The organism is Ulvibacterium sp., from assembly GCF_965248315.1.
GTDB lineage: Bacteria > Bacteroidota > Bacteroidia > Flavobacteriales > Flavobacteriaceae > Ulvibacterium.
Map to the genome: position 1 here is coordinate 3,886,541 of NZ_CBDFIX010000002.1, position 14,415 is coordinate 3,900,955.

At 40.1% G+C, this 14,415-nt stretch carries 16 protein-coding genes; 6 read left to right on the forward strand and 10 right to left on the reverse strand.

What is annotated here, in order from left to right; all coding sequences use genetic code 11:
- The first annotated feature begins 1 nt into the window (after nucleotide 1).
- From ACP2AF_RS18370 to ACP2AF_RS18390, 5 genes are all read left to right on the forward strand, one after another.
- Entirely contained in the window at nucleotides 2–1,828 is a 1,827-nt protein-coding gene (locus ACP2AF_RS18370) for a PspC domain-containing protein (RefSeq protein ID WP_425237600.1), read from the forward strand.
- Between the two features lie 109 nt (nucleotides 1,829–1,937).
- Nucleotides 1,938–2,672: a head GIN domain-containing protein gene (locus ACP2AF_RS18375; protein ID WP_425237601.1), complete on the forward strand. Its 735-nt coding sequence runs from the start codon at nucleotides 1,938–1,940 to the stop codon at nucleotides 2,670–2,672.
- A gap of 95 nt (nucleotides 2,673–2,767) precedes the next feature.
- On the forward strand, nucleotides 2,768–3,778 hold the full coding sequence (locus tag ACP2AF_RS18380; RefSeq protein ID WP_425237602.1) for a dipeptide epimerase: 1,011 nt from the start codon (nucleotides 2,768–2,770) through the stop codon (nucleotides 3,776–3,778).
- Nucleotides 3,778–4,833 (forward strand): pyridoxal phosphate-dependent aminotransferase family protein, encoded by a 1,056-nt coding sequence (locus ACP2AF_RS18385; protein ID WP_425237603.1) that lies wholly within the window; start codon nucleotides 3,778–3,780, stop codon nucleotides 4,831–4,833. The genes ACP2AF_RS18380 and ACP2AF_RS18385 overlap by 1 nt, the downstream gene beginning before the upstream one ends.
- A gap of 120 nt (nucleotides 4,834–4,953) precedes the next feature.
- A complete protein-coding gene (locus ACP2AF_RS18390) occupies nucleotides 4,954–5,400 on the forward strand; it encodes a hypothetical protein (protein ID WP_425237604.1) in 447 nt (148 codons plus the stop codon).
- A gap of 77 nt (nucleotides 5,401–5,477) precedes the next feature.
- On the opposite strand, the gene trxB is transcribed toward ACP2AF_RS18390, so the two are convergent.
- Nucleotides 5,478–6,443 carry a thioredoxin-disulfide reductase gene (gene trxB, locus ACP2AF_RS18395; RefSeq protein ID WP_425237605.1) on the reverse strand — a complete coding sequence of 322 codons (966 nt, stop codon included), beginning with the start codon at nucleotides 6,441–6,443 and terminating at the stop codon, nucleotides 5,478–5,480.
- 172 nt (nucleotides 6,444–6,615) lie between these two features.
- Between trxB and cls the strand changes: the two genes are divergently transcribed.
- Nucleotides 6,616–8,052, forward strand: a complete 1,437-nt coding sequence (cls, locus tag ACP2AF_RS18400) for a cardiolipin synthase (protein ID WP_425237606.1) — start codon at nucleotides 6,616–6,618, stop codon at nucleotides 8,050–8,052.
- A gap of 123 nt (nucleotides 8,053–8,175) precedes the next feature.
- Here cls and ACP2AF_RS18405 read toward each other — a convergent pair whose 3' ends face one another.
- The 9 genes from ACP2AF_RS18405 to ACP2AF_RS18445 form a co-directional block, all read right to left on the reverse strand.
- Nucleotides 8,176–8,832 carry a hypothetical protein gene (locus ACP2AF_RS18405; protein ID WP_425237607.1) on the reverse strand — a complete coding sequence of 219 codons (657 nt, stop codon included), beginning with the start codon at nucleotides 8,830–8,832 and terminating at the stop codon, nucleotides 8,176–8,178.
- A 22-nt stretch (nucleotides 8,833–8,854) separates the two neighbouring features.
- A complete protein-coding gene (locus ACP2AF_RS18410) occupies nucleotides 8,855–9,298 on the reverse strand; it encodes a hypothetical protein (protein WP_425237608.1) in 444 nt (147 codons plus the stop codon).
- 60 nt (nucleotides 9,299–9,358) lie between these two features.
- On the reverse strand, nucleotides 9,359–9,799 hold the full coding sequence (locus ACP2AF_RS18415; protein ID WP_425237609.1) for an Hsp20/alpha crystallin family protein: 441 nt from the start codon (nucleotides 9,797–9,799) through the stop codon (nucleotides 9,359–9,361).
- Nucleotides 9,800–9,982: 183 nt separating this feature from the next.
- The gene (locus ACP2AF_RS18420; protein WP_425237610.1) at nucleotides 9,983–10,432 is read right to left on the reverse strand and encodes a hypothetical protein; all 450 of its coding nucleotides are present in this window, start codon (nucleotides 10,430–10,432) and stop codon (nucleotides 9,983–9,985) included.
- Nucleotides 10,433–10,444: 12 nt separating this feature from the next.
- Nucleotides 10,445–10,858 (reverse strand): hypothetical protein, encoded by a 414-nt coding sequence (locus ACP2AF_RS18425; RefSeq protein WP_425237611.1) that lies wholly within the window; start codon nucleotides 10,856–10,858, stop codon nucleotides 10,445–10,447.
- A 13-nt stretch (nucleotides 10,859–10,871) separates the two neighbouring features.
- The gene (locus tag ACP2AF_RS18430; RefSeq protein ID WP_425237612.1) at nucleotides 10,872–11,720 is read right to left on the reverse strand and encodes a universal stress protein; all 849 of its coding nucleotides are present in this window, start codon (nucleotides 11,718–11,720) and stop codon (nucleotides 10,872–10,874) included.
- A gap of 62 nt (nucleotides 11,721–11,782) precedes the next feature.
- Complete coding sequence (locus ACP2AF_RS18435; RefSeq protein WP_425237613.1) at nucleotides 11,783–12,622, reverse strand: universal stress protein; 840 nt, start codon at nucleotides 12,620–12,622, stop codon at nucleotides 11,783–11,785.
- On the reverse strand, nucleotides 12,619–13,473 hold the full coding sequence (locus ACP2AF_RS18440) for a universal stress protein (protein WP_425237614.1): 855 nt from the start codon (nucleotides 13,471–13,473) through the stop codon (nucleotides 12,619–12,621). The genes ACP2AF_RS18435 and ACP2AF_RS18440 overlap by 4 nt, the downstream gene beginning before the upstream one ends.
- Before the next feature lie 83 nt (nucleotides 13,474–13,556).
- Nucleotides 13,557–14,402 carry a universal stress protein gene (locus ACP2AF_RS18445; protein ID WP_425237615.1) on the reverse strand — a complete coding sequence of 282 codons (846 nt, stop codon included), beginning with the start codon at nucleotides 14,400–14,402 and terminating at the stop codon, nucleotides 13,557–13,559.
- Nucleotides 14,403–14,415 lie beyond the last annotated feature (13 nt).

A 14,415-nucleotide genomic window follows, 5' to 3' on the forward strand; every position in this document is an offset into this window, starting at 1 on the left:
AATGAACAAGACAGTAAATATAAATCTCGCCAATATACTTTTTCATATTGATGAAGATGCGTACAACAAAATGCGACGTTATCTAGAGGCCATAAAACGTTCCTTTGCCAATACACCAGGAAGCGATGAAATTCTGGCCGATATCGAAGCAAGAATAGCCGAACTTTTCCAAGAAAAAATGGAAAATGAGCGCCAGGTCATTACTCAAACACAAGTAGACGAGGTCATTACCATCATGGGGCAGCCCGAAGACTACATGGTAGACGAGGATATCTTTGAGGACGAACCAAGGCCCAAGACCGAGCCCAGACGCGTAAAAAAGCTATATCGTGATACCGAACAGAAATATGTAGCAGGTGTTTCCTCTGGTCTGGGACATTATTTAGGGATTGATCCATTATGGATACGTCTCCTATGGATATTCCTTACCCTAGGTTCCGGTGGAGGTTTCATCCTTATCTATGGCTTGTTGTGGATATTGATACCCGAAGCTGCCAGTACCGCACAAAAATTGGATATGAGGGGCGAGGCTATCAATATCAGTAACATAGAACGAAAGGTAAAAGAGGGGTTTGAAGACGTTACGGAAAAGGTAAAAAGTGTGGATTATGAAAAGGTCGGGAACCAAGTAAAAAGTAGTGGGAAGACTTTTTTTGATACCCTTGGGGACATTGTTCTTTTCTTTTTTAAAATCATTGCGAAATTCATTGGGATCATCTTGATCATTGTGGGTGCGGCAACCATTATCGGATTGTTTATAGGCCTATTGACAGTTGGTATCGCCGATGTAGTGAATATACCTGGAATAGACTTTTACAACATTGTAAACTCTAGCAGTGTCCCTGTATGGCTCATGTCCCTGTTCGTGTTTTTTGCTATTGGCATTCCATTTTTCTTCTTGCTCTATTTGGGACTTAAGATTTTGGTTACCAATTTAAAATCCATTGGAAACGTTGCCAAATTTACCTTGTTGGGGCTGTGGTTGATTTCGATAATCATGCTTATCATATTTGGGATACGGCAGGCGGCAGCCCACGCCTATTCTGGCAGCACCACGGTAGAGGATACCTTTTATATGGAAAACCCCACGGATACTTTGAATATCGCCATTCTATCCTCAGAACTTATAGATCAAGGAAGGCATATTCGTATGGATGATATGCATCTCATCTATAATGATCAGGGCGAGGAAGTCTTACTTTCGGAGGATGTGCGTTTTACCATAAAAAAATCCAAGGACTCCGTTATACGACTAAAAATGCGTAAGGAGGCCAATGGGTCTTCCTTTAACGAGGCCAGGGAAACAGCCGAAAAAATACAATATAGCTATCGCATGGAGGGCAACAACCTTATTTTGGATAATTACCTGACCACCGCCCGAGATAACAAATTCATGGACCAGGAGGTAAGGGTGGAGCTTTTTCTTCCTGTTGGCACTGTCATCAATTACGAAAAGGATAACGGTCGTTGTTGGACCTTAAGGGCCGACAACGATCGTGATCTAAATGGATGTGACATGAGTGACTACACCTGGAAAATGCTACAAGACGGGGAGTTGACCTGTTTGGACTGCCCCGAAGAGCTAAACGAAGAAACCAGTGAAAATGGTGAAAATAAAATAATTATCAATGGGGATGGCATAGACATCAATATTGAGGAAGATGGGGAATCCTTCAAATTAAAAGTCAACGAGGACGGTGTAAAAATGAAGGCAAGTGATGGGGATAATGATAAGGTGGATATTAACATTGATGGTAATGGAGACAGTTTTGAAATGAAAATTGAGGAAGACGGGGTCACCACAAAAAAAACAATAACAAAGGATTAGTACAACCGTTATTAACGACAGTTTGGAACGCTAATAGCACAGTTCAGTAGAATAAATAGGTAACAATACATCATAAGAACGAATTTTACATCAATCTAAAGCAACAATCATGACAACACTAGTTAAAATTACAATCGCATTTTTAGTTACGCTCTTTTTATCATCCTGTGCCTTTGATATTAACCTTGGGGATTTTGGACCGGGGAAAAAAGGCAACGGAATTGTAGTGGAAGAAAGCCGTAAGGTAAAGGAGGATTTTACGGAAATTTCCGCATCCGAAGGTCTACATGTATATGTAACCCAAGCGGACGATTTTGAAATCACGGTAGAAGCCGATGAGAATGTAATAGACCTGATCGGTACGGATATCAAAAATGGAAGACTGCGGGTCCATGCCATAGAGAACATAGGCAGGGCCACAAAAAAAATATATGTTTCCCTTCCTGAAGTCACTGCTTTAAAAAGTTCTAGCGGAGCACATTTAAATACAAAAAACACTGTGGAAACAGATAAACTGGAAATAGATTCCAGCAGCGGATCCAATCTAAATGTGGAGTTTGTGGTCGGTGACGTGGATATAGATGCCAGTAGCGGAGCTAACCTCAATTTATTGGGAGAGGCTAATATTGCCTATATCGATGTTAGTAGTGGTGGTAATATTAATGCCAAGCAATTGGATACCAAAACCTGCCATGCAGATGCAAGTAGTGGTGGCAATCTAAGCGTCAGCGTGTCGGAATCCCTTACCGCGGATGCCAGTAGTGGTGGTAATATATCCTATTCCGGACAGGCTTCCGTGCAGAGCAAAAAAAACTTATCCGGTAGCATTACCAAACGGGACTAAATTTAACAACCTAGCGCAAACAACCCCGGTGATATCATCGGGGTTTTCATTTTATAGTAGGTCCTGTTTGTTTATCTTAGCAACAAAACTTTTGGATGCGATTGGAGCTAAAAAAATTCGTTCTACGATTGAAACATACATTTAGTATTTCCAGGGAATCCCATGATTTTCAGGATACTCTGATCGTTTCCTTAAACAAGGACGGAAAAATAGGTTACGGTGAGGCGACCTCCAATCCCTACTACCAAATTACGGTAGAGCGTATGATGATGGAAATTGAAGGGATAAAAAACGAAATCGAATCCTTTGATTTTACAATACCTCAGGAATTTCATCAATTCTTAACAGAAAAAGAATTAAGCAATTTTTCCATTTGCGCCTTGGATCTGGCCGCACACGACCTTTATGGAAAACTACTTGAAAAACCATTATATGAAATTTGGGGAACAAAACCCGAACCTTATCCCATTACCAATTATACCATAGGTATTGCGGAAATTGATACCATGGTAGCCAAAATGAAGGAACGGCCATGGCCTATTTATAAAATCAAATTAGGCACTGACAATGATGTGCATATTGTAAAGGAACTCCGCAAGCATACCGACGCCATTTTTAGAATCGATGCCAATTGCGCTTGGACAGCGGAAGAGACCATTTACAATGCTCCCCAGCTCAAGGATTTGGGTGTAGAATTTTTGGAACAACCCTTAAAGGCGGACGATTGGGAGGGTATGGAAAGGGTTATACACAAAAGTGTCCTGCCCGTGATAGCGGATGAAAGCTGTATTGTTGAAGCCGATGTGGAAAAGTGTGCGCTTCACTTCAATGGCATTAATATTAAATTGACCAAGTGCGGGGGCCTTACCCCTGCCCTACGGATGTTGAAAAAAGCTCGTGATATGGGGCTTAAGACTATGGTAGGCTGTATGACCGAATCTACTGTGGGCATTTCTGCCATAGCCCAACTATTACCACAATTGGATTATGTAGATATGGATGGTGCCCTGCTGCTTAAAGAGGATATTGCCGAGGGTATAAAAATTGAAGAAGGGGGAAACGTGGTTTTCCCAGACCTGCCCGGAAGCGGAATAACCCTGAGGTAATGGCACATTATATTGACAACTTCCCCGGGCGAGAAATAACCATAAAGGGCAAGAACTATCTCTATTTTGGAGGGACTTCCTATTTAGGTTTGCAAACGGATGAGAAATTCCAAGATACTTTAATTAAGAACATAAAAAAATATGGGACTAATTATGGTGCATCCCGTAATTCCAACATTCGTTTTTCTATTTATAAAAACGCAGAGGAACACCTAGCCTATCTTGCAGGCAGTGAGACCTGCGTTACTTTATCCTCAGGATATCTAGCAGGACAATTCGTAGCCCAATATTTCAATACTTCAAAATATAAACTCTTCTATGCACCCAACACCCACTCCGCTTTACATTTGGCTACCAACATCAAACAGGCGGTAACCTTCGCTTCGCTAAATATTGCCGTTCGTGAACATTTAGAAGGTAAAAGCAAAAGCACTCCTGTGGTTCTGTTGGATTCCATAGATTTTTCCGGAGCCCACTACCCAGATTTTGAAGGGTTAAAACAACTTCCTTTGGAACATGTAATATTAATAGCCGACGATTCCCATGGAATAGGTGTTGTAGGATCCAATGGCGGCGGCGTTTTCGGAATCCTAAAATCCTTGGAGCCCAAAGAACTGATTGTCTGTTGCTCCTTGGGAAAGGGGTTTGGCATACAGGCCGGGGCAATATTCGGCACGGACTACAGAATGGAACAATTAATGAAGACCCCATTTTTTGGTGGTGCCAGCCCGGCTGCCCCTGCCTACCTGGCAACCTTACTGGAAAGCAGCGGACTGTATTCCGCTAAGAGAAAATCCCTTGTAAAAAATAAAGCTTCTTTTTTAAATGTTTTAAAGGAAAAGAAACGCTTTAATTCCATGCAAGGACACCCGGCCTTTAGTTATTCTGATTCCACGTTCACGGACTATCTCTATGAACAAGGTGTTATTATAACCGATTTTAACTATCCAAACGAACATGCCGGGTTAAAGAGTAGGATCGTTTTAAGTGCCCATCATACCAAACAGGATGTTTTGAGCTTGGCGGCCCTGATCAATGCCTACAAATCCAGTTGATTTTCCATTCTTTAAAACGTTGATGATTTCGTATTATTAAGGTATTGATATTATGAATTTAACAAAAAAATTCGTAACTTTTGATACACTGAATAATCACTAACATTAAAGAACACAACCATGAAAAAGTTACTCACTTTAATTTTTTTGATGTTGTTCTTGGTATCCGCTACCCACATGACAACATCCGAACAAGAATCGGAACCCTCTTTGGAAGGAACTTGGGAACTCATTAACCGTTTTAATTATGATGGTATAAACGTATCCGACACCATTCCAAATGTAAATGGATATAGGCAGGTAAAAATCTATAGCAAAGGAAAAGTAATGTGGACACGCTTTTCTCCGGACGATCCAAACGAGTGGTTTGGGTTTGGCACCTATAGCAATAGCATGGATACATTACAAGAACGCCTGGAATATGGCTCCAAGATAATGATGGGTGTTGTGGATACTATTGAAGTGTTCAAGTTTGAACTTCAATTACATCCCAACTCCTATAGCCAGATATCCTTCGATGAAGACGGAAATCGTACGTTTTCAGAAAACTATCAACGCATTGATTGATTCCAAGTCCAAAAAAGTTGCAAAGGCCGCTGTTTATAACAGCGGCCTTTGCTTTATAATTACAAAATAGAACATTCCTAAACTACTTCTTCCGGAGTCTCGACGGTCGCCAGATAGCGCTCGGCATCCAAGGCTGCCATACAACCCGTACCTGCAGCAGTTACAGCCTGCCTATACTCCTTGTCCTGAGCATCACCACTAGCAAAAACCCCAGGTTTATTGGTTTTGGTAGATTTCCCTTTGGTAAGGATATAACCTGTTTCGTCCATATCCAATTGCCCTTTAAAAATACCCGTATTCGGTGTATGGCCTATGGCAATAAATAGACCTGTGATGGCTATTTCTTCCTTTCTTCCAGTCTGGTTGTTTACCATGCGAAGACCTTCCACAACCTGGTCGCCCAAAACCTCATCGATTTCCGTGTTATAACGAACATCAATATTCTTTAAACTATTTACCCGATGTTGCATGGCCTTGGAGGCCCTCATATGATCCTTTCGTATCAACATGGTAACCTTGTTACAGATATTGGCCAAATAGGAAGCCTCCTCGGCAGCGGTGTCACCTCCCCCAACAATGGCCACATCCTGCCCTTTATAAAAGAACCCATCACACACCGCGCAGGCGGAAACACCTCCACCTCGTAAACGCTGCTCGCTGGGAAGGTTAAGGTATTTGGCCGAAGCTCCTGTAGAAATGATTACGGTTTCCGCTTCAATTACCTTGTCGCTATCTATGGTTAATTTGTGAATGCCCCCTGTTTCGTCGCTCAATTCCACCGCAGTGACCATTCCAATGCGGACCTCCGTACCAAAGCGCTCGGCTTGTTGTTGCAATTGGACCATCATAGTTGGTCCATCTATACCCTCGGGATATCCCGGAAAATTGTCCACTTCGGTAGTGGTGGTCAATTGCCCTCCAGGTTCCATGCCTGTATACATTACTGGTTTTAAATCTGCCCTAGCCGCGTAAATAGCGGCGGTATAGCCCGCAGGCCCCGAACCTATTATTACCGTTTTTAATCTTTCTATTTTCTCCGACATAATCAAAAATCCTTATCTTAAATTTACCTAGGACAAAAGTAGGTTTTTTGCAAAAAACCTTACACTTAATTTATGAAAAGTTATTCTAGCCGATGTCGTCCCTAAAATGACTATAATCATAGGCATTAATGCGCGGCATTGTCTACCTTAACGCCTTCCAATTAGAGGTTTTATGTTTTTGACCGTACTAGTGGTATTATATCTTATTACAGCTATTGGTCTGGTTATGGGGTTATTGGTCAATGGTGCCAGGCCTACCAAGACCCTAGCCTGGTTATTGGCCATATTTACCATTCCTGTAGGCGGTATCCTATTCTACTTTGTCCTGGGAAGGAATAAAAGAAAAAATAAGTTTTTCGAATTAAAGAAGACTCCCGGAATATCCAAATATCTCAACAAAGTTGACAATTACTATCGGAAATTGGATGAGGAAAAGGTTCTCCCCGAGCATGTAAGAGAGCAGGTTAAATTGGTAAAACTTCTGACCAAAAGTTCAAAGTTCCTCCCGAGTGCTGGCAATGCCCTCTTTCCATTAAAGAATGGGCCTTCTACATATGCGGCCATTTTTGATGCTTTGGAAAATGCAAAAAAGTATATCCATATCCAATACTACATATTTGAAGAGGGTGAATTGGCAGATAATTTTCTGCAATTACTGAAGCGCAAGGTAAAGGAAGGAATCAAAGTACGCTTTCTATATGATGGTTTCGGAAGCTGGGAATTGAGCAGAGCCTTTATACAATCACTGGAAAGTTCAGGAATAGAAGTGGCCAGCTTTTTGCCTATGCGGTTCGGTAAATTTCTATCCTCCCTAAATTATAGAAATCATCGAAAAATTGTGGTAGTGGACGGTAAGATAGGTTTTACAGGCGGAATTAATATTTCGGATAAATACATAAAAGGCGACCCTGATCTAGGCATGTGGCTGGATACACATTTGATGATTAAAGGTCCCTTGGTCCGAAGTTTGCAAGCGGTCTTTGCCATGGACTGGTGTTTTGCTAGTGGGAAGGAGGACGTCTTTTCCGCAGAACATTTTTTAGAGGAAACTTCGGTAGGCCAGTCCTTTGCCCAAGTTGTTGCCAGTGGGCCCGATTCGGATTTTGCTTCCATTCGTCAGCTCTATTTTTCCATAGTCAATTCAGCTACGCAATATGTTTACATCATTAACCCGTACATTGTTCCTGGAGAAGCACTATTGGAGGCGTTACAGGTATGTGCCCTGGCCGGCGTAGATGTGCGTTTGCTTTTATCCAGTAAATCGGATAGTCTGTTGGTAAAATGGAGCGTACGCTCCTACTTTGAGGATATGTTAAGGGCGGGAGTAAAAATCTATCTCTACCCTGAGGGATTTCTACATAGCAAGGTCATTATTTCCGATGATCGGTTGACCTCCATAGGAACCGCAAATCTGGACGTTAGAAGTTTTGAGCAGAACTATGAAATCAATGTTTTGACGTATGGGAAGGCTATGGCATGTGAGCTAAAAAAGGATTTTATCCGGGACTGTGAAATAAGTAGTCAAATTGATTACAATGAATTTAAAAAAAGACCTCTGAACGAACGGCTTAAAGAGGGGGCTGCCAAAATTTTCAGTCCTCTATTATAATAAACTAAGGCTTTTAAGTGATAATGTATTAGTCCTTCAACCATTCGACCCCCCAAAAGTATAAGGGAAGGCCACTTACTAATTTTTACTTTCTATAAAAATTCCCGTTCAAAACTCCTGATATTAAAGACCGGTAACTTCATTCTTTGAACCTTTATAGAAAATGAGGTCCTGCTCTTCCATGGCCAGAATTACCAATTTTACATAATCATTGATTGTCTTTTCCATATTGGTAGGGTCTGTTATATCTATGGCTCCTCGCCAAATCAATTCCATTTCCTTATCAACACAAATGCAAAATAATGAGGTCTCCGCATGATATACGGTAAATCCATCGTAATAATCCTCGTCGTAATATATGTCCTGATGGCCCTTATAATCATCAGAAAAAGTTTGGAAAAGCTGGTTTATACCCTTTATCTTCTTTCTAAAGGTGTGTTTGTCCTGGGACCCTACTACCTTGTTGAACAATATGGCATCAAAGTCCTTATCCAGGAGCTGCTGCTCCACTCTTAAAATTTCTTCATCGGATCGTGCCGAAGCCGTGAACTCTACATCAAACAAATCTAGGCTCCGTACAGATTCTATCCCCCTTTTTTCAAATTCCTTTTGCATCCTGCTCTCGAAAGCTACCCTTGCTTCCTCACTGGGAGCCATACCCACAATAAGCACCTTATAGGCATGGAACAAAACAATATCCGGGTTTTTCCAATTACTGACCAACCGTGTTGACGAACAACCGATCAAAGCCAACAAAAAGAGTAGAAAAGTCCTTTTCATAGTTTAGTTGATTTATATGGGATTAATTAAGCAACCTTTTGCGTTTCTCTTTTTTCATTACTTGTGTGATAAGTTGGAACAGGTTACTTTTTAGGCTTCTGTATTCGTGTAAGTAGCCCTCTATTTCCGTTACCAAATCCCGATGTGTATCCCTATAAGCCTTTTCCATTTTAGGCTGATCTATATCGTCTACCATTATTTCCAACTGGTTCTCATGTGCCTGCACCTTCTTGAGCAAGACAACTACTTCTTTTTCGGCCTTTGAAATTGCAGAAATTATTCGCCTACTCTGCTCAAAGATATCCGTATCGGTTAACTGCAAGGTATAGGACTTCACCAAATCGTTCAGAAACAGTTGCTCATCCCGTACAAAACTTAACTCTGAAAACCAGGATAGTGAAACCTCGTGCATTTCCTGTGGACTGATCCACTTTATATATTTATATGTTCTTTGTTGTGCATTCATATCCGTAATCTTAAAAAGCGGCAAACAGGGACAGTTCTATTTACCGCTTTAAATAAGAGGTTAAATAACCTCAATCATTTTTTTGGGCTTCTGTTCGGTATCTTCCTTCTTTTGAAGATTTAACCTTAGAATTCCGCTTTTATATGAGGCCCTAATATCTTTGGACTCATCAATGGTTTTAGGTAATTGCAAAGCTCGTCTAAACGAACGGTAGTTGAACTCCTTACGGGCATACCCATTATCCTTCCCGGTTTCTTCTTTTTCCTTTTCGGCGGATATTTCCAAAACATGGTCTTTCAACGAAATCTCAAAGTCCTTTTTGTCAAATCCGGGAGAGGCCAATTCAATTTCAAAATTATTCTTGTGCTCCTTTACATTGATTGCGGGAGATGATTTTTCCAAATTGAAGAAATCATCATTAAAAAAATGTTCTCGTTCCAGGAAATCGGTTAAACCGTAGTTCCATGGCCATCGGTTTTTTGTGAATTCAATAAGTGACATAGCTTTTTGATTTTTTTGGGTTACTACTTATTCTGCTCCCTAAGTTATTGACATCCACAATTGTTTGAAATGATTTTGATCAGTTAAATCCGACTAATCTATTTAAATGCATAGCTCTGTAAAATTATGATTATCCTACAAAAAGCCCTAAACATCAATTAATCAGCTTTTCTTTCTTCAAACCTAAGATATCCGTGATTGTGGTTTTCGTTTTTTAAGAATACCTCCGGCATAATTAAAGATTTCTGACTTTAGGATTTGAAAATCGTTTACAAAATCCATAACCTCAAACCCTAATTTATCATGGCTTTGACAATATTCCTTATCGGCAATACCATCCTTGCATTCCAGCATTCCCCACAGATCGCCTTCGTGATTCAAAATGTTACGTTCAATCCGACTCTTTTTCGATTTTGATTTTTTCATCCGATTTAGATAGTTCTGTAACCGTTCAAAAAGATTAGGGGTATCCGGTTCAAAAACATAGGAGTGCAGCAATCGGTCTATAAAAATCATCTCGTCTTCTATGAATCGTAACATAGATTTCCATTGTTGGGAAGCTCTATGTAGTTCCTCCACTTTTGTATCCTTCTCCAGTGGATTGCTTTTAACCTTGGTTTTTCCCGTTTTCATAACAAGCTATTCTTAACCTTTGTCCTTATTAAAAAAATCCCGGATCAAAGCCTTTACCTGATTATTTGTCATGCTATCCGACCGGGTCACCGTTTTAACCTTCGAGGCTAACTTAGGATGCTTTTCCAAAAGTTCTTTTTCAAATTTTTCTCCTGTTTCGGCCGGACCAAAAATGGCCAGGGCATCTGCATCCGTTACCATTTTGACCAATTTTTTAAAGTAAGCCTTAAGCTGATGTTTTTCCCTTTCCAAGTATTTACTATCCTGTACTACGTCTTGAGGACCCCAACGGGTCTTGGACCTAGAGCCTCCTTTAGGGTTATAAAACTCCACATTGGACTGAAGTGTGCTCAATTTTTCACCATGTTCCGTACACACTACAATATGTGCCTTTTCCTTATCTATCCAAATTCCAATATTCTTCATATCCGCGCCAATTTTATGAGTAATCGTTCAAGGCCAGGACCGGAATACGGGAATGGTATCCCAACTGTTTCACTAAAGGTTTTGAGAGCATACTACCAAAAAAACGATGTTTTCTATTTACAAAGGCGATCATATCACTACCCCTACTTTCTATAAAAGCGGCAATTCCCTTATGCACCTTGATATCTTTGAGCATATGAAAACTGTGGTTTACGTCTTCCAATATAGCTTCCAATAGAATTTTATTGCTCTCTTGAATACGACTTAGCTCTGGATTTTCTTTTATGTGCAATACCCTAATAAAGGAACCATATAGCTTTGAAATTTCCTTAAGATGATTTAATTCCCTGCGCTTAAAACCAGTGGTATAATCTGTAGGGAAAACAATTTCTTTAGGTAAAATGAACGTAGTATGTTCCGGTATGGCCATCACAGGGCACTCCGTTATCTTCTCCATTACATCCACGGTGTTAGTACCAAATAAAATAGTGTCGGAGCCGGTGGATCCTTTTGTACCCATAATCACAATATCTATATCTTTTTTGGTAATGGTATTTTTTATGGCATAAAGCAGGGAATTATAGGTCGAAATCGTATGGTAGGTATGCTTTTCATTTTTTCCATGTAGTTTTAAGATTTCCATCAGTTTTTCAAATCCTTCTTCAGATTTTTTCCTTGCAGCTTCATAAAACTTTTCTCCAGGTTCTGGAACCATCATACTATCAATGGAGTAGCCATGCACTTGATAGGCATGTAAAAAATAAATATCGCAACGCTGATTCCCATACAGGTTTAAAGCATATCTGATGGCGTTCAGGGCATTCTTGGAAAAATCCGTTGGCAGCAAAATTCTTTTGTCCATGGCATTATTTTTATTGTTTCTATAAAATTAAAGCCAGGACAGGGAATATCCTATGATTTGAATCAGTCACCTGGGATTACCAAAAACGGAATCGTGATATGGAACGTCATTCTTTGAATGACCGGCTCTCGCAATAGAAGTTCCAAAAAACTATGTTCGTAGTTGACCATTGCCAACATTCCAATATTCAATTCGTCTAGAAACACCTGTATAGCCTTTGTTTTACTTGTGAAGTTAGGCATCCAATGTAAGGTATGCTCCATGGGTTTTAAATAAGCTATTAGTGTATTTAGATTTGATTCCTGAAACTTACTTAGGCGTTTCTCTTCGTTTATATGAACTATTCTTACGGCAGCACCGCATAGTGAAGTCATAAAACGTACCGGCGCCATAACCTCAGCGTCAAAAGTCCTTTTATAATTAGTGGCAAAGGCAATCTCAGAGGGAGTTGTAAATTCCTTATCGGCGGGAACGGCCAAAATGGGACATTCCTTGATACTGGTCATAACCTTAATAGTGGTGCTCCCCCAAAAAACAGAAACCAGACTGGTAGTTCCTTTATTTCCCAAAACCAACAAGTCTATCTTAAACTCCCGTATAGCTTTCTTTACGGCGGTCATCAAATCCATATTTTTAGAAAGCTTTTGGTATCGGTGTTTTGGATTGGGGTTGTCCAGGTTTATTTTGTGGAAGACATTCTCCAAACCTTCCTTTGACCTTCTTTTCTCCAAGGTAACTACTTCCTCTTCCCCATTTAAAAGTCTGCCTCCCCGGGATGATTCTTCTCCATAGGCATTCAATAGAAAAAAGTCACATCCATCTTGATCAAAAAGCTTGGACACATAAAACAATGCATTGTACGCATTATCCGAAAAGTCGGTAAGGACTAAGATATTTTTCATTTTTCATTTTTTTTGTAGGGTGGTATTACCATGAACGGAATGGTAACGTGAAAACCAATTTTTTTGATGATGGGCTCAACAAACAAACGTTCTAAAAAAGTGTGTTTGTTCTTGATCATCACCAAAAGATTCTTCCTCATTTTAAGCTGAAAATTGTTGATAGCCGTAATTATCTGTTGCTGTGGCAGGTCGTGGAACAAATGCTCAACATCCTTAAAAATAGCATCCAGCTTTTTTTTATGGGTCAGTTGTTCCTCGCTCAAATCCAAACCTTGCGATACGTGCAGCACTTCTATTCTACTTATATGCTCCCGGGCAATAGCTAATAGCTCCTCTAGATGTTCTTGCTGATAGTCCACTTCGTAATCCGTCGGGAATAAAACCTCTTTTGGCTTCTCATATTCAAAGCTTGAAGGTACAAGGATTACGGGACATGTCGCTTTCTTGATCACATGCACCGAATTGGTACCTATCAAGATTTCTTTGGCTCCTGTTGCGCCTTGTGTGCCCATGATGACCAAATCGGCATTTTCATTCTTAACAGTATCCAAAATCTCATCCACCAAAGTATTGAAGGCGGAATGTAGAAAAAAAGTATGCTTCGGATTTTTAAATTCCCTACAGATCCGGTCCCTTAATTCTTCCAACTGGGTCATGGTATCGGTCTGGTATAAATCCCCGAGACCGATCTGACCCGGACTATGCAACATATATTCCGAGTGATAAATTGCCGGAGTATAGGTGTGCAATAGATAAAAGGTACATTCCTTTTCCTTATATAGGTTAAGGGCATATTGTATGGCGTTATAGGCATTGTCCGAAAAATCCGTTGGCAATATAATTCGTTTCATTGTGGTATTCTTTAAATATTTAAATTCTTGGATTCCTTTTCACTTCTTTCCATAATCATGCCCATCTTTTCTGATGGTAAGGGTTACCTAAAAAGGTTTTGCATTACCATAAACGGAATTTTTATATGTAGTCCTATTCTATCTATGGTAGACTGGTACAACATATCCTCCAGATAAGAATGTCTGGAATTCACCAATACCAACATATCAATATCCTTATGTACAATGTATTTGGTAATGGCCATAGTTTTGTCCTTTTCGGAAACGGTCTCAAACATCAATTTGGCTTTGGAGAGACATCCTTCAAGAAATTGCTGGTTGTCCTCTTGACGTAGCGATAGCTTTTTAGCCGGATTAATGTATAGCAGATGTATCTTAGACCTAAAGGAGCCCGTGATTTCGCATAACAATTTGAGTTCCCTTCTTTTATAAGGGACCATATAATCGGTGGGAAAGAGTACTTCCTTAGGCGCCTGGTATTCATAATCCTCCGGAATCGCCAGAACAGGGCAATTGACATATTTGAGTACCTGTAGGGTATTTGTACCAAAGATTATTTTGCGATCATTGGTTTCCCCACGTGTCCCCATGACCACAATGTCCATGTTTTCACTATTTACAAGATCGTTGACTTCATCCGTTAACGAACCGAAAGCAGAAATGGTTTTATAACTGTGTTTGGGGTTGGGGAAATGGGTCTTTATCTTTAACAGAATGCTTTTTAAATGTTTTTCGGAATTCTTAAGGGTTGTTTCTTTCAGCTTCTCCAAAAAACTGCGCTTTACGGATGTTTCCTTTTCATAAACTTCATCCGCGTACGCGTGCACGATGAAAATTTCACTTTTTTCATACTTAAAAACGCTGCAGGCATACTTAAGTGCATTGAATGCGTTTTCGGAAAAATCCGTAGGAACCAAAATCTTTCTCATGATAACCGTTTGT